Origin of the sequence: Bifidobacterium aesculapii (genome assembly GCF_001417815.1) — a bacterium.
GTDB lineage: Bacteria > Actinomycetota > Actinomycetes > Actinomycetales > Bifidobacteriaceae > Bifidobacterium > Bifidobacterium aesculapii.
Genome location: NZ_BCFK01000074.1, coordinates 1 through 21,127 on the forward strand (window position 1 = coordinate 1; position 21,127 = coordinate 21,127).

Below are 21,127 nucleotides of genomic sequence, written 5' to 3' on the forward strand. Positions count from 1 at the left end.
CTTCCCATATCAACACCCAAACGGGAAACCCCACGCGAACCCGACGGAACGACGACGCCCCCGGGGCCTTCCCGTCATCCACGCGCACGATCGCATGCATGCGGGAGACCCCACGCACACCGGTCCGGGAGACCCCTCCCGTATCCGCAACGCGGCCGGCAGACGCCCCGCACACGACCCGGACCCGGCCGCGACCCGGCACCAGCCCCTCCCCGCGAACCATGGCGATCGCACATGGACCGCGGAAAAGACCGGTGCCAAGCCGACAACGGACCGGACCAACGGACCCGCAATCAACAATCCAAACAAAACCCCTGCGCAGCGGCACGCGGCAACAGTTCCTTACCGGCTACGCTCTGCACGCCGACCTTCGCGATCTGATCACTGAACGCATCGACCGGACGGTCGGTGTTGCGCAGATCGTAATACTGGTGCACGGCCTCGTCGAACTCGTCCAGGCCGGCCAGCACCACATCATCGCCGGCATCGTCGCCGTCCTTCGGATACGTGTTCTCGAAGAACTGCATCGACCGCGGCATGCGCGGCTTCACCGCAGGATCCTGATCGGGCTTGCCGATCGCGATCGCCAGCACCGGGTAGGTGAATTCCGGCAGCTCGCACACGTCGATCAGCGCGTCGATGTCGTTGAGCACGGAGCCGAGGATTACGCAGCCGAGCCCCAGCGAGTACGCGGCGGTTTCCATCGCGTGCAGCGCGAGCACGGCATCATTCTGTGCTTGCGTGAAACGGTAGCTGGAGGTCAGCATCCATGCGTCCGAGTGCGCGTCCACGCCTTTCCGCGCGGCGATACGCGCGTTGCGGTGCTCGTCGATGATGAACAGGTACAGCAGCGGCGCCTGCGCGATATACGGTTGACGGCCGATTTCGGCGAATTTCGCCTTGCGCTCGGGGTCGGTGATGCGAATCGCGGACCAGTCGTTGAGATATTGGCTGGAAGCGGCGTGCTGTGCGACGGTTTCGAGCGTCGCGCGGGTGTCATCGTCGATCGCCTCGTCCTTGAAGGCGCGAATCGAACGGCGGTTCAACAGGGTTTCGATAGTCGTATTGGTAACCATACGACCATTGTCGTTCTGGCGCTGCCCAAATCGTGCCCGGGCTTGCGCTGTCCGCGTACATCGGCGTGTGCGTCAGTGCCTGCACGAGAGCGAACGTCCGTGCCCGCCCGCGGCGTGTGCAGTTGACACGTGTGTGAGTGACGTGTGCGTGAGTGGCGTGTGCGTCAGTTACACGCGTCAGTGCGTGCGTCGCTTTCGCGCACGTCACCGCCTGCGGCGACGGTGCCTGCGCTCGACGAACGCCTGCGATCCGCGGTCGGACAGTTGCCCGATGACCGCGCCGACGGCCGCGGAGGCCGCCGCGAACGCGAGACTCGCCGCCATGCCCTGCGGCGCGTCGGCGGCGAGTCCGCGGCGCACGTTGCGCCGTGAGATGCCGCGGTCCCACACGTATTGGAACAGTTTGCCGCCGATGAGACCGACGAGCGACGGCACCGCCCATTTGAGCAGTTTGTCGCCGAGCGTATCCGGATCGTTGAGACGCTGGTCGCGTAACGCGTTCACTTTCGCGTCGACCTGATGGAGGGCTTCGACGGTGCGGTCGGCCGAGGATACGGTATTACGATGCTTTGCCTCACTCATATGCCACAGTCTAGCCGTACCACGTGCGTCCGTATGCCTGTGCGCCTCACGCGGTCACCCCACAATCTCCAACGCTGCGTCCGCGCGAATCATGTGGTCATGAAGTGGAGTCGCGGCCGGTCTGGGGTTACAGTGGGGGCTATGAGCAATCAACAATCGGACGGCACCGTGGCCGTCGACGCATCCCGCGGCGGTGCCGGCTACTTGGTGCTGCTGCGTCACGGGCAGACCGCGTGGAGCCAGTCAGGGCAGCACACCGGACGTACCGACATTCCGTTGACCGAGACCGGCAGGCAGCAGGCGAGGGACGCGGGAGCGCGTCTGCGCGCCGCGTTCCCGAGCGGATTCGACGAGGGATGCGTGTTCTCCAGTCCACTGATCCGTGCGCACGAAACGGCCGTGCTGGCCGGTTTCGAGCATCCCGGCACGTTGGACGGCATCGCCGAGTGGGATTACGGCAGCGCCGAGGGGCGCACGCGTCAGCAGATCAGCGATATGGCCGGATTCCAGTGGGACGTGTGGCGTGACGGTCCGCGGTCGTTGCCGGAGTCGATGCAGGGCGATTGGACGGAGACGCTGCCGGACGGGCGGCAGGTGCCGGTGCACGAGGGGCCCGGCGAGACCGTCGAGGAGGCCGCGGCGCGAGCGCGCGGCGCCATCGACGCGGTGTTGCCGATGCTGGAGTCCGGTCATAACGTGCTGTTCGTCGCGCACGCGCACATCCTGCGCATCCTGACGTCGCAGTGGCTCGGCGTGGAGCCGCGGTTCGCGCGTCTCCTCCGCCTCGACACCGCGCACTACTGTGTGCTCAGCAAGTACAAGGGGGACAACGTCATCGAACGTTGGAACTGTTGACGATTGTCTGACGGCTGTCACCGGCGCGACGGTTCGGCTACTGCACCGTCGTCGCCGGTTTGCCGGTGCTGGAGCGGACCACCAGTTGCGCGGACAACGTGCGGAACTGGTGGTCCTTGTTGTTGCCGTTGATGAGGTCGAGCGTCATGTGCGCGGCGATGTGCGCCGTTTCGATCGGATCCTGCCGGATCGTCGTCAGTCCGATGTCGTCGGCGTAGAAGCTGTCGTCGTAGCCGATGACGGATACGTCGCCGGGAACGGTGAATCCGTTGCGTTCGAGCTGGAAGATGAGCGGCAGGGCGATGCCGTCCTCCTGGCAGGCGATGGCGGTGGGCATCGTGTCGAGACTCATCAGCTGCGTGACGACGTCGCCGATTTCGTAGTGGCCGTCGTCGTCCACCTGACATTCGATGGCGTGCGGTGTGACGCCTTTGCGCGTGCAGTAGTCCATGAACACGTCGAAGCGGCCGCGTACGGAGAAGTGGAGTGAGACGTCGCGTGACGTGGTGATGTATGCGATGTCGTGATGTCCGAGCGTGAGCAGGTGCCGTGCGGCGAGCGTCGCGCCTTGGCCGTCGTCGATGGTGACGGATGCGGCGAACCCGTGCTGTTCCGCGTCGGCGACGGAGTTGACGCCGATGATCGGCACGCCGATCGAGGCGAGTTGGGCGGTTTCGGCGGCGTCGATGTCGAACGAGACGACGATGACGGCATCCGCGTTGCGGCGGACCGGCAGCATGGCGAAGAATTCGCGGCGCTCCTCGGCGCTGGAGATCTGGAAGATGGAGATGTCGTAGCCTTGCGCGTGGAACACGTCGTTGAGGCCTTCGATCACGGAGGCGGTGAACCACATGCGCAGGTGGCCGCTCATCAGCACGGCGATGCGCAGGGAACGGCCGGATTTGAGGGCGGCGGCGGAACGCGACAGTGAGAAGTTGAGTTCGTCGGCGAGGCGAAGCACGCGTTCGCGCGTTTTCGCCGACACCAGGTCGGGGCGGGTGAACGATCGCGACACTGTGGAGATGGAGACGCCGGCCGCTTTGGCGACATCCTGGATGCTGCTGCTCATGCGTTCCACCTTACCGCAGACAAGCTGGGAATCGTGTTTATGCCAAGGGCCGGTATCGTGCCTGCGCAGGCGGGCGTTGGGGGTGTCGGGTATCGCTGTGGGCTGTGGGGCGCAGGGCGTGGCCGTGCGTCCCACAGCGGGATATCAGCGCAGCACCCAGGCGCTCGCGTCCTGCGGCAGGAGGCCGTCGTCGGTGAGCGCGGCGGAGGCGAGCACGACGTCGCCTTCGGGCAGCGCGACGGGCGCGGCGCCGAAGTTGGTGACGGCGGTGAGCGTGCGCGCGGCGTCGGTGGCCGCGGCGTCGGTCGTGCCGTCAGCGGCGGCGGGGCGGCGGTAGGCGATGACGTCCGCGCCCATGTCCACCCAGTCGAACGTGGACGTGTCGCCGGTGGCGGTGAGCAGCGTGGCGCGCAGGGCGAGCGCGCGGCGGTAGAGCGTGAGCATCGAAGACGCGTCGCGCTCCTCGACGTCCGCCGCGAAGTCCTTGAACCACAACGGCTGCGGCAGGTGCGGGGCGTCGGCGGGCGTGCCGTCGGCCTTCGCGTCCGGCGAGAATCCGAACGACGTGCCGTCGGCGAAACGGTCGCTCCACGCGGCCGGGCGCGCCTCGCCCTCGCCGGCGGTCCACGGCAGCGGGACGCGGCAGCCGTCGCGGCCCTTGTCGGTGGCGGCGCGGCGCGTGTTGAACGCGGTCGGGTCCTCGAGACGATCCCACGGGATGTCCGCGACCTCGAACAGGCCGAGCTCCTCGCCCTGGTAGACGTAGACGCCGCCGGGCAGCGCGAGCTCCATGAGCGCGGCGGCGCGGGCGCGGCGTGTGCCGAGCTCGCGGTCCTCGACGTACGTGGAACCGTCGCGCATGAGCCAGTCGTGCGCGAGCTGGTGGTACGGTGCGTTCGGGATCTGCGGCAGGCCGTAGCGGGTGGGGCTGCGCGGCACGTCGTGATTGTTCATCACCCACGTGGTGGTCGAGCCGTGCGTGGCCGCGGCCGCCTCGATGCCGCCTTCGATGGCCGCACGGAACTCCTCGGGCAGCCAGCTGGCCTTCGCGAAGTCGAAGTTGAAGCACTGGCCGAGCTCGTCGGTGGAGGCGTACAGGTGCTGGTGCTCGTTCACGACCCACGCCTCGGCGACGGCGAAGCGCGGCGGATTGTAGCGGTCGAACACCTCGCGGCGCCACTCGCGGTAGATTTCGTGCACTTCGCGACGGTCCCACAGCGGGCTGGTGAAGTCGTGGCACAGCTGGTTCTGCACGTCGTTGGCGGCCATGTCCGCGAGGGGCGTGGATTCGAGGTCCTTGGCGAGGCCGTGCGCCACGTCGATGCGGAAGCCGTCGGTGCCGTGGTCGGCCCAGAAGCGCAGGGTCTTGATGAACTCGGCGTGGATGTCCGGATTGTTCCAGTTGACGTCCGGCTGCTCCTTGGCGAACAGGTGGAGGTACCACTGGCCGTCGGGCACGCGGGTCCAGGCGGGGCCGCCGAACATGGACTGCCAGTCGTTCGGGGGCAGTTCTCCGTTTTCGCCGCGGCCTTCGCGGAAGATGTAGCGGTCGCGTGCGGGCGAGCCGGGGGCGGAGGCGAGGGCCTCCTGGAAGAAGACGTGCTTGTCGGCCGTGTGGTTGGGCACGATGTCGACGATCACCTTGATGCCGGCGGCGTGCGCGGCGGCGACCATCGCGTCGAAGTCGTCCATGGTGCCGAGGCGCGGGTCGACGTTGCGGTAGTCGATGACGTCGTAGCCGCCGTCGGCGAGGTCGGAGGGGTAGAAGGGCGAAAGCCACACGGCGTCCACGCCGAGGTCCTTGAGATAGCCCATCTTCTCGGTCACGCCGGCGATGTCGCCCAAGCCGTCGCCGTTCACGTCCTTGAAGCTGCGTGGGTACACCTGATAGACGACGGCCTGCTTCCACCAGTCGTCGTGCTCGTTGTTCGTGGTCATGTGACAGTCCTTTCCGTCTGCGTCCGATTGCGGCAGTCGATCGTCTTCGCGGATCGGCTGCGGCGATCGGCGTTGGCGATCGCCGTTCTCACCGTCTACGCGCATCGTTTATCCACCGTGCTCATCCACACGCCTTCGAGTGGCGGATGATGCCGTTTCGGCATTGATGACAACGATAGCATTCGATGGTGCCGGTGCCGGTGCCGGTGCCGGGTGTGGGGTGCCGGGCACGGGGTGGTGGGTGCAGGGTGTGGGGCGCAGGACGGTGCGGGTTGGCGGGCGCAAACCAGCCAACCCGCACCTCGAGCCCCGGACGCCGTTTCAGCCCTGCCGGTTCATCACCGCGGCCAGCGAGAGCACGCGCGGCGTGGAGAACACCTCATCGGTCGTCACCACGCGCCCCTCACCGTCCGTCAACGGGATGCGCCAGTTCGGATACTGGTCCGAGGTGCCCGGCTGGTTCACCGAGGCGTGTTGGCCGGTGCCGTCCACCAGCGCCGCCTGCAACAGCAGCGACGGCGTGGCCGTGAGCATCGCGTGCATCGCCTCCACCACCTCCTGCTCGTGCAGAGGCATGTCCCGCTGGGCCGCATCGGCCGTCGCGGCGGCAAGCCATCCGCCCTCGACCAGCCGGTCCAGCATCGCACGCCGTTCCGCCCACGCCGAGGCGGCGAACTCCTCTACCGGCCCGTCGAGCAGATGCAGCCGCTCGTGTAGACGCACGTGCTCGAACTCCAGATACCCGGCCGTGGGCGGCAGGTCGTGCGTGGTCACCGAAGCCAATGCCTGACGTCGGTACTCGGTGGGCGGCTTGTACGGGTCGCCTGCATTCGGCGAATCGTCCACACGGGAGAACCACTCCACATCGGTGCCGAACACGCCGTGCTCGGCCAGAATCGTACGCACGTAATCGGGCACTGTGCCCAGATCCTCGCCGACCACCACGCCATGCGCGCGCGTCGCCTCCACGGCCAGCACCGCCAGCATCGCCTCATGGTCGTACGCCACGTACGCGCCGCCCCGCGCACCCTTGCCGCGCGGAATCCACCACAGGCGGAACAGGCCGAGGATGTGGTCGATGCGCACAGCACCCGCATGCGCGAACATCGCATGCACCATGTCCCGGTACACGCGGTAGCCGGTCTCCTCCAGATACTGCGGATGGAACGGCGGCTGGCCCCAATCCTGCCCTTGCTGGTTGTAGAAATCGGGCGGGCAGCCCACAGTGACGCCGCGTCCCGCGAACCGTTCCGGATTCCACCAGGCGTCCACGCCCAGCGCGTGCACGCCCACCGCCATATCCAGCATGAGACCCACCGCCATGCCGGCCCTCTTGGCGGCCCGCTGCGCGGCGGTCAGCTGTTCGTCGGCGATCCACTGCAGCCAACGATTGAACTCGAACAGGTCATGATGCTCCTCCACGAGCGCCTTGACCTCGGGCGAGTCGCGATTGGTATGCAGGAACCAGGAATCGGTCTCCCACGGCGCGCCCCACACCTCGAACGCCACGCACCACGCGGCGAATGCGTCCAGATCGGAGCCGGACTGGCGCTTGAACGCCTCGAACGCCGCTTCGCGCTCGGGGCTGCGCGGCGACTCGAAGATGAGCCGCAGCGCCTCGCGCTTCGCCTGCCATGAGGCGTTGAGATTCAGCGGATCCGGATCGCCGTTGCGCGGGGACACGAGCGCGTGCAGCTCACGCACGCGTGCCCGGAGGCTGTTGTGGGACGTGCCGGCCGGCGCGCTGCTGTTGGCCGGTGACGGGCTGTTGGCCGGTGTGACGTCGCCCGCTGCGCTGCTGTCATCCGATGCGCCGTCCGCCGCGTGGGCGTATTCGGGAATATCCTGCGGGCGGATGTACGTGACATTGAGGAACCGACGCGATTGGGGCAGATAGGGCGAAGGCTCCAGCGGCGGCACGGGCGCGCCCGCATGCGCCGGATTGATGAGCATGAAATCGGCGCCGGAGCGTTCGGCGGCGTCCGCGGCGAGCCGGCGCAGGTCGCCGTAGTCGCCCACGCCCCACGATTCGGCCGACCGCACCGAATACAGCTGCGTCATCCACCCCCATCGCGGGTGCTGCGCGAGGGCTTCGGGCAGGGGGATGCGCTTCGGCGCCACAATGAGCGTGGCGGTTTCCGCCATGTGCTCCGTTGCGGCCCATGCCGTGTTCGTCGTCGTGGCTTGGGCGGCGTTCGTGGCGTTCGTGGCCTTCCGGGCGCAATCTCCTGCGGCATGTTCGTCTGCCGTGGATTCGCCATCATCGCCTCCGACTCGCTTCGGTCCCCTGTTTGTGTTCGAAGCCGGTGCCGAAGACGGGCAGGCGGGCAGGTCCACGCGCAGCGTGTGGTAGCCGATGGGCAGTTCGGCGGGCAAGGTCAGCAGCAGGTCCGCGCTGTTGAAATCCGGCATGAGGTCGGCGGCGTCGCCATGCAGCACGGAACCATCCTCGAGTGTGATGGTGACCGACGGCTCCGCACCTTCGGGGAAGCCATCCGGGAAGCCGTCCGGGCAGTGCAGGCGGATGACGGAGGGGGTGAGCCGTCGTGCGGACGCGCATGCCGTTGCGCGGTCCGGCGTCCGGGGTTTCGGAGCCGTGGCTTCGTCGGTGGCTTGTGCCGGCATGCATGGTATAGTGCGCGCAGACCCGTCGGCGATGTCCGTGCCGTCCGTGTTCGTGTCCACGTCGTTCGTGTTCGCGTTGTCTGTGCCCGCGCCGCCCGTCTCCTCGACGGTGACGACGATGGTCTTCGACGGCAGCACCTGCGCGGCTTCTCGCGCGGCGATGGCATCCAGCTCGCGGCCGATGGCCTCGGAGCTGGAGGCGTCCACGCCGAGTGCGGCGAGCACGTCCACGAGCACGTCGTCGGCGATCTCCACATACGTGCCGAGCTGGTCGATGTACGAGGTGGCCACGCCGCTCGCCTTGGCAAGGCGGATGAGTGGTCGGGTCAGGCGTTCGGGCGATTCGCTTGCGGGCGGTTCGGCGTGGGCGGTGCCGGTCCCCGGCGTGCCGGTGCCGTCTGTGGCGTTGTGGGCGACGCCGGCTGTGGGGTCGTCTGCTGGGTCGGCAGCGGTGCCGAAGCCGCGGTGATTGGGCTGAGGGTTGTGCATAAGATGCTCCTTTGCATGGGTGGGATTACGGGGTGGAACTGGATGGAATCGCGTGTCGGGTCGGGGTCTGCTGCTGCTTCCTTTCGGGTGTCTCGGGTCGGACGAGATTTCAGGTAACTGCGTTACGTGGGGTACATCGGGGCTGCGAGACCTGAAATGTACCCCTCATAACGCAATTAGCCCAGCATCGCGAAGGATTGAGGCGGCAGGACCAGCCCATTCGCTTCGAGCGAGGGGTCGCCGACGGACAGGCGAACCGTACGGTCGCGGTCCGCTCCCTCAAGAGGCAGCCGCAGCGTGTCCCGTCCGGGGTTCATCGCCACGATGACGCAATCGGCGGCGCCGTGTTCGCCGGAGTCTCCGATTGCGTGATCATTGGACGCGTCGCCATTCGACGCGCCGTCACTGGACGCGCGGCAGGTGGCTGCGGATGCGCATCCGCAGCCAGCGACGCTCCCGGATGAGGCGCTCCCGGACGCGCCTATCGCCGTGCGCCGGTAGGCGAACAGGCGCCCCTCGCCGTGCAGCACCTCGAAACCGGCGCCGGATGCCAGTGCGGGTGTGGTGTGGCGCAGCCGTAGCACGACTTCGATCCAATGCCACAGCGAATCCGGATCGGCCATGGCGCCGACTGCCGTCACCGGCGCGGTGTCCGTTTCGGCAGCGGTCCACGATCCGGCGTCTGCGTTTGGCATGCCGTCGGCGCGTGATCCGTCGACGTCTTGCGGTTCGCCGGTGGCGCCCGGCGCGGGCGAACCGCTTTCGACCGGCAGATACAGCAGGCCGGCATCGGCCTTGGAGAACCCCAGATTCGGCTCGCCCGCATCCCACTGCATGGGCGTGCGGCTGCCGGTGCGCGTGTAGCCGCCCTCCTTGGTGGGCAGCGGCCGGTAGCGCATGCCCAGTTCGTCGCCGTAATAGATGAACGGGCATCCCGGCATGGTCAGCAGCATGCCGTACGCCAACTTGAGCTCGCGCATGGTGAGCCGCTGGGCGAGCCGGGGCGTGTCATGGTTGCAGGTGATGAGGTCGAACCGTCCTCCCGCGCGCTCGCAGTCGCGCAGCTGCGGCACGTATTGTGCGAGGAACGGCGCGATGGATGTGCCGGAGTCCGCGTTGAAATAGCTGGCGTCGCGTTCGCGGACGAGCGGCGTGTCCGTGTTGCGCAGCAGCATGTTGTAGCCGTTCGGCTCGCCGTTCCAACGCCAATCGAGGTAGAAGTCCATGTCGAATCCGGCCTGCATCGATTCGTGCGGCCGTCCCCATTCGGAGACGAACGCCGCCTGTGGGTATTCGGCGCGGATCTTCGAGAACAGGTACCGCCATGTGCGGATGGTGTACGGCTTGCCGTCGTCGTCATGCTTGACGAGACTGTCCGCCATGTCCACGCGGAAGCCGTCGGCGCCGCGGGAGAGCCAGAAGCGCATCACGTCGAGCAGCGCCTCGCAGGTGGCGAGGGCGTCCGGGCCGAGCGCCGGCTTCTGCCACGGGTATTTGGGGTGTGCGAAACCGTAGTTGAGCGCCGGCTGGCATTTGAAGAAGTTGAGGATGTAGGTGCCGTCCCGCTCGGTTTCGCCGCCGATGAACGGCAGGCCGTCGCCGCCCGCGATCCACGAGTCGGTCCAGATGTAGCGTTCGGAGACGTGTTCGACGCCTGCGCCGCGATCGTCTCCGGCCGCCATGCGGTTTTCCGATTCGTCCGTGCCGTCGCGTGTTCCGGACTGTGCCGATTCGCGGTCGGCGATGACGCGGTCGGCGGGGTCGGGCCGTGCGCTGGCCTGGAACCAGGCGTGCTCCTCGCTGGTGTGTCCGGGCACGAGGTCGAGCAGCACGTGCATGCCGCGCTCGTGCGCCGCTCGGAACAGGGCGATGAGGTCGCCGTTCGTGCCGTAGCGAGGCGCGACCTTCGTGTAGTCGCGCACGTCGTAGCCGGCGTCCTTGAACGGCGAATCGTAGCAGGGGTTGATCCACAGCGCGTTGCAGCCGAGGCTGCGGATGTAGTCGAGCTTGGCGGTGATGCCGGGGATGTCGCCGATGCCGTCGCCGTTCGAGTCGTTGAACGATTGCGGGTAGACCTCGTAGAAGCAGGCGTCGTCCAGCCATTGCGGCCGGGTAGTGGAGGGCGCGGAACTGGAGTCGATGGCGGCATCGTGTGCCGTGGCGCCAGCTGGTGTGGTGCCGGTGGTGTCGGCGACGCTGTTGCCGCCCCAGCTGGTGCTGTCGGCGTCGGTTGCTGTGTCGCTGCTGCCTGGTGTTTGCAGTCCGGCGTGTCGGGTCGGGGTGCGCGTCGGCGTGTCGTCGGGGTGGTCCGATTGGGCGTGTCGTGTGTGTTCGGTCATGGCAAACTCCTGTGTTCGTGTGGTTTCGCGCCATTGCGTGGCATGTGCGCCTGCTGTTGCTTCCCATCATATGCCAACGTATGCAAAAACTGTGCTACACTTGCAATCAGCGATGTTCCGCAGCGTTGCAAACGAAACATTTTGAACCAGTAGTAACCAAATGTGAACGTATGCAACGCGGTGTTTTCAGAACGCACTGAAAACGTGAGCATCCGGAGTTGGACATCAACCCGCATTGAGAAAGGAACGGATCAATGATGATCAACGGGAAGAAGGCCATCGGCCTTGCCGCCGCCACCGCCATGCTGCTGCCGCTCGCCGCCTGCGGTTCCGACAACGCCGCCGAGGGCGACTCCTCGGACGGCGGAGCCATCACGCTGAGCGTGTGGGCCCCGCAGGAGGATCAGGACGGCGACAACTCCTGGCTGAGCCAGGTGGAGAAGGGCTTCGAGAAGGCCCACCCCGAATACAAGATCACGTGGAAGAACGACGTCGTCTCCGAAGGCGACGCCTCCAAGCAGGTCCAGACCGACCCCTCCGCCGCCGCGGACGTCTACATGTTCGCCTCCGACCAGCTCGGCACCCTCATTAAGCTCGGCGCCATCGGCGAGCTCGGCACGGACGCCGCCGCCCAGATCAAGGAACAGAACGGCGACCTCGAGGTCGACTCCGTCACCGGCTCCGACGGCAAGTACTACGGCGTGCCCTACACCGACAACACCTGGTTCATGTACTACAACAAGGCGAAGTACACCGACGATGACGTCAAGAGCCTGGACACCATGCTCTCCAAGGGCGTCGTGGCCTTCCCGCTGGTCGATTCCTGGTACATCGGCGGCTTCTACGACGGCCTGAGCCTCTTCGGCGAGAAGGGCAACGACGAGAGCGCCGGCATGGTCTTCCCGAAGGACGCCACGGACATCACCAAGTACCTGGTGGACATGGCCGCCAACCCGAACTTCCACAACAGCGCCGACAACTCCGGCCTCTCCGAGATCCAGGCCGGCACCGCCGACGCCTTCTTCTCCGGCTCCTGGTCCGCCGAGAACATCAAGGAGGCCTTGGGCGACAACATGGGCGTGGCCCAGCTGCCCACCTTCACCGTCAACGGCCAGACCAAGCAGATGAAGTCCTTCGCCGCCACCAAGGCCGCCGCGTACAACCCGAACGCCAAGAACCCGAAGGCCGCCGCCCAGTTCGCCGCCTACCTCGGCTCCACCGAGGCGCAGAAGCTGCACTACGAGACCCGCGGCATCATCCCGACCGACAAGTCCCTCTCCGACCTCACCGCCGATGACGCCGTCGCCAAGGCGCAGTCGGACGCCATGGCCAACACCGCCATCCTGCAGTCCGGCCTGGCCGGCATGAACGACTGGTGGACCCCGGCCGAGACCTTCGGCAAGGCCATCGTCAACAAGGAGGTCACCGCGGACAACGCCGCCGAGAAGACCGACGCCTGGGTCAAGTCCGTCGGCTCCTACGCCGAGTGACGAAAGCCCGATTGCGGCCTTCCGATTCGATTCCTCCGAATCGCGATCGGCCGGCCGCGATCGGCCGGCGGATCGGGTGACATCGCGGGAATCGGCTGAAACGCCGAACCCCAAACAATCCGGTCGGCCAAGCCGACAATCCAACAACCAAACCAACAACCGGCGGCGGAGTTCCTCCCCGCCGCCGGACACCACTTCACTCCTTCACTTCCTTCTCCTCCTTCACGACAGGGCCCGGGCGGCATGCGGTGACGCAACGGTGCCCGGGCCCTGCCGTGGGGCAGCGCATCATGGAACCGCCGGGCGTGGATTCCCGGGCGGGGAGCCCGGGCCATGAGCCGCCGGCTCCGACCAATCCCATTCTCTTTCCCAACCATTCATTCTTTCCCAACCATTCATTGTGAGAGGCGGTAGGGTGCAATGACATCGGCAACCCTTTCCCCGCGTGAGATGAAGCGCCGTCGCAAGATGGGCGCGGACTACGTGGCGCCGTCGCCGTATTCGGTCCGCAACGCGCTGACCCAGGGCGACGTGTTCACGAAACTGTCCGCCGTCGTCTTCGGGCTCGGCAACTTCGCACGCAAGCAGTTCGTCAAGGGCGCGATCTTCCTCGCGCTGGAAATCGCGTTCATCGCGTTCATGGCCGTCAGCGGCGTCGACTACCTGTCGAAGCTGCCCGGACTGGGCAGCCAGAAGCAGGGCAAGGTGCTCGTGGACGGCTTCTGGGTGTACACCAAGGGCGACAACTCCGTGGTCATCCTCCTGTACGGCGTGTGCACCGTGGTGGCGATCGCGGCGTTCGTCTACCTGTGGACGCTCTCGCTGCGCAGCGCCTACCAGGCCGAACGCCTCGCCAAGGAGCAGGGCCGCGCGCCCGGCATCCGCGAGGACGTCATGGCGCTCACCGACCGCAAGGCGCAGAACCTGCTCATGTTCCTGCCCACGCTCGGCATCCTCGTGTTCACCGTGCTGCCGCTCATCTTCATGATCTCGATGGCGTTCACCAGCTACGACCACAACCATCTCGTGCTGTTCGACTGGGTGGGCTTCGAGAACTTCGGCAAGGTGTTCTCCAACAGCGGCGGCACCGTCAACGCGGGGCTGTTCGTCTCCGTGCTCGTCTGGACGCTGGTGTGGGCGTTCTTCGCCACGTTCCTCAACTTCTTCCTCGGCATGTTCTTCGCGATGGTCATCAACCGCAAGACCACGCGGTTCAAGGGCTTCTGGCGCGCCTGCTTCTCCATGTCCATCGCCGTGCCGCAGTTCGTGTCGCTGCTGGTGATGCGCACCATGCTCCAGCCCACCGGCGCCGTGAACCGTCTGCTCATGGAATGGGGTTGGATCGACACCGCGCTGCCGTTCTTCACGAACGCCACGTGGGCGCGCGTCACGGTCATCGTCATCAACCTGTGGGTCGGCATCCCGTACACCATCATGCAGGTCACCGGCATCCTGCAGAACATCCCCGCAGACCTGTATGAGGCGGCCAAGATCGACGGCGCCAACTGGTGGCAGATCTTCACGAAGATCACGATGCCGTACATCATCTTCGTGCTCACCCCGTACCTCATCACCACGTTCACCGGCAACGTGAACAACTTCAACGTCATCTACCTGCTGTCCGGCGGCGACCCGACGCCGATCGGAGCCTCCGCAGGCAAGACCGACCTGCTCATCACCTGGCTGTACAAGCTCACGGTGGATAAGGGCGACTACAACCTCGGCGCGGTGATCGGCATCATGACGTTCATCGTCCTCGCGGTGGTCTCGCTGGTGACCTACCGCAATTCCGGTTCCTACAAGAACGAGGAGGCATTCCGGTGAGCAAGCACACTGAATCCGCCGCGATCGGCGGCGTGCAGAAGGCCGAATCCCACAGCCTCATGCATGATTCCCGCAAGCGCCGCATCCTGGGCGACGTCTTGGCGCACCTGTTCCTCGCCGTCATGGCGGTCATCTGGCTCATCCCGATCGTGTGGGTGTTCGCGGAGAGCTTCAACAAGAACACGGCGCCGTATACGAAGACGTTCTTCCCCACCGAATTCTCGCTGGACAACTACGTGGCGCTGTTCACGGACAAGTCGGTCCTCAACTTCCCGAAGATGTTCATGAACACGTTCATCGTGGCGTGCTTCGTGTGCCTCATCTCGATCGTGTTCGTGCTGTCCGTGGCGTACTGCATGAGCCGGTTGCGCTTCCGCACGCGCCGCACGTTCATGAACGTGGTGCTCATCCTGGGCATGTTCCCGGGCATCATGGCCGTGAGCGCCATCTACTTCATCCTCAAGGCCGTGGGCCTGACCGGCGAGGGCGTGACGATCATCGCGCTGATCCTCGTCTACTCGGCCGGCACCGGTGCGGGCTTCTACGTGATGAAGGGCTACATGGACACGATTCCCACCTCGCTCGACGAGGCGGCGCTGCTCGACGGCTGCACCCGTCTGCAGGTGTTCACGAAGATCATCATCCCCATCTGCAAGCCCATGATCGTCTACCAGGCCATCATCGGCTTCCTGACCCCGTGGCTCGACTTCGTCATGGCGAAGGTGATCTGCCGCACGCAGTCCAACTACACCGTGGCCTTGGGCTTGTGGCTCATGCTGCAGAAGGAGTACATCCAGAACTGGTACGCCCGCTTCGCCGCGGCCGCCGTGGTGATCTCCATTCCGATCGCCATCCTGTTCATCGTGATGCAGCGCTTCTACCAGGAGTCGATGAGCGGTTCGGTCAAGGGCTGAGCCTACGGACAGCCCGGTGGGCTGTCCGTAGGCTCAGCCTGGGCGAGGCGGCAGCCGAGCGAAGGCAGGATTGGGTCTCGCGCGGGAGCGCGAGTCCGTTCTTGCAGGGGCCGGAGGCGAGCCGTTACGGACAGCCCGGTGGGCTGTCCGTAGGCTCAGCCTGGGCGAGGCGGCAGCCGAGCGAAGGCAGGATTGGGTCTCGCGCGTAGCGCGAGTCGGTTCCTGCTGGGCCGGCTGCCATCGCCGTCCCGGCTGCAATCCAATCGAGAATATTATGCGGCGTCCACCGTGCTGTTCGGCGGGCGCCGCTGTCGTGAGTGCTGTTGTGCCGTCGTTGGATGCCGGGCCGTTGCTGCCGGCCGCCAGCAACCAGGCCGTTGGAACCGTTAGAAAAAGGAGACTTCAATGGTGAAGCCAGCATCGTCGTGTGCGTCGCCCAATGCCCCGGCGTGGGCCTCGTCGGTCCGGGGCACACCGGCCGAGCCGGGCATGCCGTGCCCCGATTACCCGGTCTATTCGCGCGGCGACCTCGGCGCCGTGCCTGACGCCGAAGGCACCACGTTCCGCGTGTGGGCGCCGTCCGCCGAGGGCGTGACGCTGCGCCTGTTCGGCGCGGGTTCGGACGATGAACCGCAGCTCGCGGCCTATTGCGGCACGACCGGCTCCGGAAAGCCGGAATCACAACACGCGAAACCGCAGTCCGGCGAACCGTTCGCCGAACACGCGCTCACGCCGGGAGTGGACGGCACGTGGGTGGTGCGCGTGGACGGCGTGGGCCACGGCGCGTACTACGACTACCTCGTGCGCTTTCCGGACGGCCGCACGAACCGTACGGCCGACCCGTGGGCGCGTGCGGCGGGCGTGAACGGCCGCCGCAGCATGGTGGTGGACATGCGCCGCACGGACCCGGACGGTTGGGAGGAGGACGTGCGCCCGCATGTCGCCAGCCATGACCTTGTCATCTGGGAGACGCACATCGGCGATTTCAGCAACGATCCGCACAGCGGAGTGCCGGCGGCTCATCGCGGCACGTACCTCGCGTTCACATACGACGACACGTGTGTGGACGGCGACGGTGTGGACGGCGTGGACGGCAACGGCACGGGCGCGGGCGGATTCCCCACGTGCGTGGCGTATCTCAAGCGCCTGGGCGTCACGGCAGTGCAGCTCATGCCGTTCTACGATTACGGCTCCGTGGACGAACGTGTTTCACGTGAAAACCCCGACCGCCCCTTCAACTGGGGCTACGACCCGCTCAACTACAACGTGCCCGAAGGCTCGTACTCCACCGACCCGTTCCACGGCGAGGTGCGCATCAGAGAGTGCAAGCGCATGATCCAGGCGCTGCACGCCGCCGGCATCAAGGTGATCATGGACGTGGTCTACAACCACATGTTCTCCACGGACAACTGGTTCGAGCGCATGATCCCCGGCTACTGCCTGCGTCGCCGCGCGGACGGTTCCTTCGCGGACGGCTCGGCCTGCACGAACGACGTGGCGTCCGAGCATCCGATGATGCGCCGGTACATCGTGGACTCCGTGGTCTACTGGGCGCGCGAATACCATGTGGACGGCTTCCGGTTCGACCTCATGGGCCTGCTCGACGTGGACACGATGAACGCCATCCGCACCGCGCTTGACCAGCTGCCCGGCGGCGCGTCCATCCTCATGCACGGCGAGCCGTGGTCCGCCCGCCAGACCGCGCTTGAGCCGGGCGCCGGCGTGGTGCTCGCGGACAAGCGCGGCATGCCGTATCTGAGCCCGCGCATCGGCGCGTTCTGCGACGCCACGCGCGACGCGGTCCGCGGCCACGTGTTCTTCCAGAAGGAGCCGGGTTATCTCACCGGCGCGGCGGCCGATTTCGCCGAGGACATCCGCCGCGCGGCGGACGCGTGGCGCGGCACCCCGCACGAGGCCGCGTCCGTGGGCCAGGTCACCCAATACGTCTCCGCCCATGACGACCTCACCCTGTGGGACAAACTGTGCGCCGCCATGCGTCGTTTCCCCGTGGAGGCCGATTACGCGGCCGCCGGCGAGGGATGCGCGGACCTGATGCGCGCGAACCGTCTGGCCGCCGGCATCGTGTTCACGGCCGCGGGCGTGCCGTTCCTGCTGTCCGGCGAGGAGTTCGCGCGCACCAAGCACGGCGTGTCCGATTCGTATTGCAGCCCCGCCCCGCTCAACCGGCTCGATTGGCGCCGCGCCCGGCGCCTGGCTCCGCTCGTGGCGCATTATGCGACGCTCATCGGCCTGCGCCACGCGAACCCGGCCTACTTCGGCGGCGCGCGCATGGTGGTACCGCGCGGCGACGAGGTGGTGGTGTTCCGCGTGGGCGACGATTGCGTGGCGATCAACCCGTGCGCCGAGACGCGCCTGCAATCCACGGTCGACCTGGAGAAGCCGGCCCCGTATGACGAGGTCACGCGCATCGCCCCGGATGATTGGCGGTGCGTCTACTGCGCCGCCGACGGGTTCGCCCCCGGCCCGCTGTTCGACGCCGATTGGGTTGCGGCTGGCGAGGGTTCCGGTTTCGATGGCTCTTCCGATGACGGCACGTCCGATGCCGGCGTGTCCGATGCCGGTGCGGATGTCGATGCGCCGCAATCGCTGCCGATGTCGCAATCGCTGCCGCTGCCCGAGGCGCAGGACCGTGAGCTGCACCTGCCGCCGTTCAGCCTGACCGTGTGGAGGCGCGCGTGATCGGGTGGGGGAGCGGCGTGGCCGACGGCCCCGGCGGCCCTGACGGCCTGCGCTACGGTACGGTGTGCTTCGACCTGTACGGCACGCTCGTGGACATCCGCACCGACGAGACGTCCGATGCCGCCTGGGACGCGCTTCGAGAGGCGTTGGCACGCGATTGCGACGTGACCTTCCCCCATGCCGCCGCATTGCGGGAGCGGTTCACCACGCTGGCGGCGCCGTTGCGCGCCCGGGCTGTAGCGACGTACGGCGAATGCGCCGACCCCGATCTGCTGCCCGTCTATGCCGCGCTCGCCGCCGGCGCCTCTGCGGCATCCGATGCCACTGTCTATGCCGCAACCGGGGACGCGTCCGGTGCCGCACCCGATTCGGCGCTCGGCCGGGAGGCGCGGCATCTGGCATGGGCATTCCGGCGTGCGAGCACGAGCCTGCTGCGTCTCTACCCGGGCGCGGCGGACACACTGTCCGTGCTGCGGCGGGCGGGTGCGCGCGTCGTGCTGGTGAGCAACGCGCAATCGGCCTACACGTGCCCGGAGCTCGACCTGCTGGGGCTGACGCCGCTGTTCGACCATATCGTCATCTCCAGCGAGGAGGGCGTGCGCAAGCCGTCGCCCGCCCTCTACCGCATCGCGATGGCGCGGGCCGGCGCCGAAGCCTCGCGCATGGTCATGGTGGGCAATGACGAGCGGTCGGACATCATCGGGGCGCGTGCCGCCGGCATCGACGGCATCTACATGCGCACCGCGATATCGCCGCCCGGCGCGCCGCGGACCAGCACGCACGCCGTGCGCTCGCTGGACGGGTCGCCGGATGCGCCCGATTATGCTGGACTGCTGGATTATCTGGGCGTATGACGGCTTAGGCTCGCCGGCAACGGAAACGGAGACGAGGATGAACGAGATCGAGATGGAACGGCGGCGCCGGCAGGCGGCGGGCGAAGAGGCGGGCGAAGGGACGGATGGCGGGCCCGGCGCCCGACGCAAGGGGCTGTCCGTGTTCCGGCTCAAGGTGATCGGCGCGCTGTTCATGGCGTTGTCCGTCGCGTCCACCACGCTCGTGCCGCTGCTGTTCGGTGCGCCCACGGCGGACAACATGACCGGATTGACCGCGGCCGTGGTGTGCGAGGTGGCGTCCTGGTGCGCGGTGCCGATTTACGCGTGGTTGCTGGTCAACGGCCGCAGGCACACGCGCAGCGTGGCCCGGTACGCCCTGCGTCTGGCGGCGCTGGCGGTGTGCGAGCCGCCGTACGCGCGTCTCATGACCGGCCATTGGTTCGATCCCTCCACGCACAATCCCGTGTGGGGGCTGGTGTTCGCGCTGGTGGTGCTGCTCGCCGTGGAATGGATCCGCGACCATGCCTCGGGCGTGGCGCGGGTGCTGGGCATCCTCGCGGTGGTGGCGGCCGGCGTGCTGTGGAACCTGCTGCTGCGCGTGGGCGTGAGCCAGCAGATCATGTACACGGGCGTGCTCACCTTGGCGTTCGTGCTGGTGTTCACGTTCCTGGCACCCCACGAGAACACGATGATGTTCACGGCCGGCCTGCTGGGCGCGGTGATGTGCATCACCCCCGGCGTGGGCGTGGCGTTCCTGCACTACCGCAACGAACGGCTCGGCTATGGGCGCCCGTGGGCGCAATGGGTGTTCTACGCGCTCTACCCGGCCATGTTGCTGGCAGGATGCCTGGTGTGAGGTGACAGCCCCACACCTACTCATCCCTGGGCGCGTCGGTGCCGCGCAGCACGAGCTGCGCCTCGACCACCTCGTGCGGGGTTTCCAGCGGCTTCCCCTCGATGAGCTTCAACGCCTTGACCGCCGCCGCGCGGCCCATGGCGTACGGGTCCTGCCGCATGGTGGTGAGGTTGATGGTGTCCGCGTAGGGGCTGTCGTCGAAGCCGATGATCGAGTAGTCGCGCGGGGCGCGATGCCCGTACCGGCCCAGCTTGAGCACGAGCGGGATGGCCATCATGTCCATCTGGCAGCAGATGGCGTCCGGGAATTCGGGCAGCGCGAGCAGTGCGGAGAGCGCCGAATCGGCGAATTCCGGCCCGCGCGGCACGGACAGCACCTGCCAGTCGAGGTCGGGCCGTTTCCCCTGCTGGGCGTTCTCGCAGGCTCGGATGAAGCCGCGGGCGCGCGCGTCGATGGAGGAATCGAGCATCGCCGCCTCCGAGCATGGATAGACGATGCGTTGGTGCCCCAGATTGATGAGATGCTGGGCGGCGGTGAACATGCCCTGTTCGTCGTCGATGCTGATGGTGGCGTCGAAGCCTTCGCTTGAGGGCGTGTTGATGCCGATGATCGGCACGTGGATGCGCTTGAGCTGCTCCACCTCGTGCGGGTCGATGGCGAACGACGCCACGAACACCGCGTCCACGTTGCGCCGGATGGGCAGATTGCTGAAGAACTCGTGCCGGTTGGCTTCGGTGTCGATGTGCTGGAAGAGGGAGATGTCGTAGCCGGCGGGGTGCATCACCGATTCGATGCACGCGAAGGTCTGCGTGTTGAACCAGCTGGTGATCTCCTCGTTCATGAGCATGGCCACGCGGTTGGTGCGTCCGGATTTGAGCGCGGTGGCCGAGCGAGAGATGTTGAAGTCGAGCCGGTCGGCCACGTCCAGCACCTTGGCGCGGGTCTTCGCCGAGACGAGTTCGGGCCGCGTGAACGCGCGTGAGACCGTGGAGATGGAGACGCCGGCCTCCCTGGCCACTTCGTAGATGTCCGATTTGGGCATGGCTCCTCCTTGTGTGGCGTCGCGTGTTCGTGTGCGGCATGCTGGCGTCGCGTGTGCGGCGTTGCATCGTTCTCGCTGCGCGCATGCGACGGTGTCTGATGTACAGCCTATTCGTGTTCCGCGCGCGGCGCATCCCGCACGGCCTCATTCGTTGGGGGCGCGTGCGTCGCATCGCATGCGGGCGGTGCCGGTGGTGCTTGGGGGCGGTCGCCGTGATCCGGGGGCTGGCGGCCTCGGCGCCCGTGCCGGCGGCAGGGCCTGCGCCGCCGCAGGCCCTGCATCGCCCGCAGGCCCCGCGGCGGCGCAGGGTCCGTGCCGTCGGCAGGTCGTCGGCGTCTGTGCGACGTTCCGGCGTCGTCCGTATGTATGCCGATGCACCATCATACTATGCAAACGTTCGCGAAACATCGTGGATTGTATTTATTTATGTGTTATATTGATTGATGCAAGGTATTGCTAACGTATGCACCTCGATGGGGAGGGAGACACAATCGC

13 protein-coding genes and 1 pseudogene are annotated in these 21,127 nt (G+C 66.8%); 7 read left to right on the forward strand and 7 right to left on the reverse strand.

From position 1 onward, the window contains the following. Positions 1-293: 293 nt before the first annotated feature. Positions 294-1,076 carry a nitroreductase family protein gene (locus BFAL_RS09990; RefSeq protein ID WP_055428232.1) on the reverse strand — a complete coding sequence of 261 codons (783 nt, stop codon included), beginning with the start codon at positions 1,074-1,076 and terminating at the stop codon, positions 294-296. A 204-nt stretch (positions 1,077-1,280) separates the two neighbouring features. Beyond that, positions 1,281-1,658, reverse strand: coding sequence for a DUF4235 domain-containing protein (locus BFAL_RS09995; protein ID WP_055428233.1), 378 nt, complete (start codon positions 1,656-1,658; stop codon positions 1,281-1,283). Between the two features lie 141 nt (positions 1,659-1,799). Between BFAL_RS09995 and BFAL_RS10000 the strand changes: the two genes are divergently transcribed. Further along, positions 1,800-2,513 carry a histidine phosphatase family protein gene (locus BFAL_RS10000; RefSeq protein ID WP_055428234.1) on the forward strand — a complete coding sequence of 238 codons (714 nt, stop codon included), beginning with the start codon at positions 1,800-1,802 and terminating at the stop codon, positions 2,511-2,513. Positions 2,514-2,550: 37 nt separating this feature from the next. On the opposite strand, the gene BFAL_RS10005 is transcribed toward BFAL_RS10000, so the two are convergent. The 4 genes and pseudogenes from BFAL_RS10005 to BFAL_RS11170 all read right to left on the reverse strand — a co-directional run. After that, positions 2,551-3,582, reverse strand: a complete 1,032-nt coding sequence (locus tag BFAL_RS10005) for a LacI family DNA-binding transcriptional regulator (RefSeq protein ID WP_055428235.1) — start codon at positions 3,580-3,582, stop codon at positions 2,551-2,553. A 144-nt stretch (positions 3,583-3,726) separates the two neighbouring features. Further along, positions 3,727-5,520 carry a glycoside hydrolase family 13 protein gene (locus BFAL_RS10010; protein WP_055428236.1) on the reverse strand — a complete coding sequence of 598 codons (1,794 nt, stop codon included), beginning with the start codon at positions 5,518-5,520 and terminating at the stop codon, positions 3,727-3,729. 321 nt (positions 5,521-5,841) lie between these two features. Beyond that, complete coding sequence (gene malQ, locus BFAL_RS10015; RefSeq protein ID WP_055428237.1) at positions 5,842-8,634, reverse strand: 4-alpha-glucanotransferase; 2,793 nt, start codon at positions 8,632-8,634, stop codon at positions 5,842-5,844. A gap of 743 nt (positions 8,635-9,377) precedes the next feature. Then, positions 9,378-10,973 (reverse strand): annotated as a pseudogene (locus BFAL_RS11170) (alpha-amylase family glycosyl hydrolase); the annotation flags it as partial. Between the two features lie 254 nt (positions 10,974-11,227). Between BFAL_RS11170 and BFAL_RS10025 the strand changes: the two are divergent. The 6 genes from BFAL_RS10025 to BFAL_RS10050 all read left to right on the forward strand — a co-directional run bounded on the left by BFAL_RS10025 (position 11,228) and on the right by BFAL_RS10050 (position 19,590). Then, positions 11,228-12,463, forward strand: a complete 1,236-nt coding sequence (locus BFAL_RS10025) for an extracellular solute-binding protein (protein WP_055428238.1) — start codon at positions 11,228-11,230, stop codon at positions 12,461-12,463. Positions 12,464-12,913: 450 nt separating this feature from the next. Then, the gene (locus BFAL_RS10030; RefSeq protein ID WP_152973649.1) at positions 12,914-14,287 is read left to right on the forward strand and encodes a carbohydrate ABC transporter permease; all 1,374 of its coding nucleotides are present in this window, start codon (positions 12,914-12,916) and stop codon (positions 14,285-14,287) included. A 59-nt stretch (positions 14,288-14,346) separates the two neighbouring features. Then, a complete protein-coding gene (locus BFAL_RS10035) occupies positions 14,347-15,201 on the forward strand; it encodes a sugar ABC transporter permease (RefSeq protein ID WP_055428250.1) in 855 nt (284 codons plus the stop codon). A gap of 405 nt (positions 15,202-15,606) precedes the next feature. Next, on the forward strand, positions 15,607-17,901 hold the full coding sequence (pulA, locus tag BFAL_RS10040) for a type I pullulanase (RefSeq protein ID WP_082440532.1): 2,295 nt from the start codon (positions 15,607-15,609) through the stop codon (positions 17,899-17,901). Between the two features lie 17 nt (positions 17,902-17,918). Beyond that, positions 17,919-18,755, forward strand: a complete 837-nt coding sequence (locus tag BFAL_RS10045) for an HAD family hydrolase (protein ID WP_236691738.1) — start codon at positions 17,919-17,921, stop codon at positions 18,753-18,755. A gap of 37 nt (positions 18,756-18,792) precedes the next feature. Then, on the forward strand, positions 18,793-19,590 hold the full coding sequence (locus BFAL_RS10050) for a TraX family protein (RefSeq protein ID WP_055428241.1): 798 nt from the start codon (positions 18,793-18,795) through the stop codon (positions 19,588-19,590). 16 nt (positions 19,591-19,606) lie between these two features. On the opposite strand, the gene BFAL_RS10055 is transcribed toward BFAL_RS10050, so the two are convergent. After that, complete coding sequence (locus BFAL_RS10055) at positions 19,607-20,632, reverse strand: LacI family DNA-binding transcriptional regulator (protein WP_055428242.1); 1,026 nt, start codon at positions 20,630-20,632, stop codon at positions 19,607-19,609. Positions 20,633-21,127: the final 495 nt, after the last annotated feature.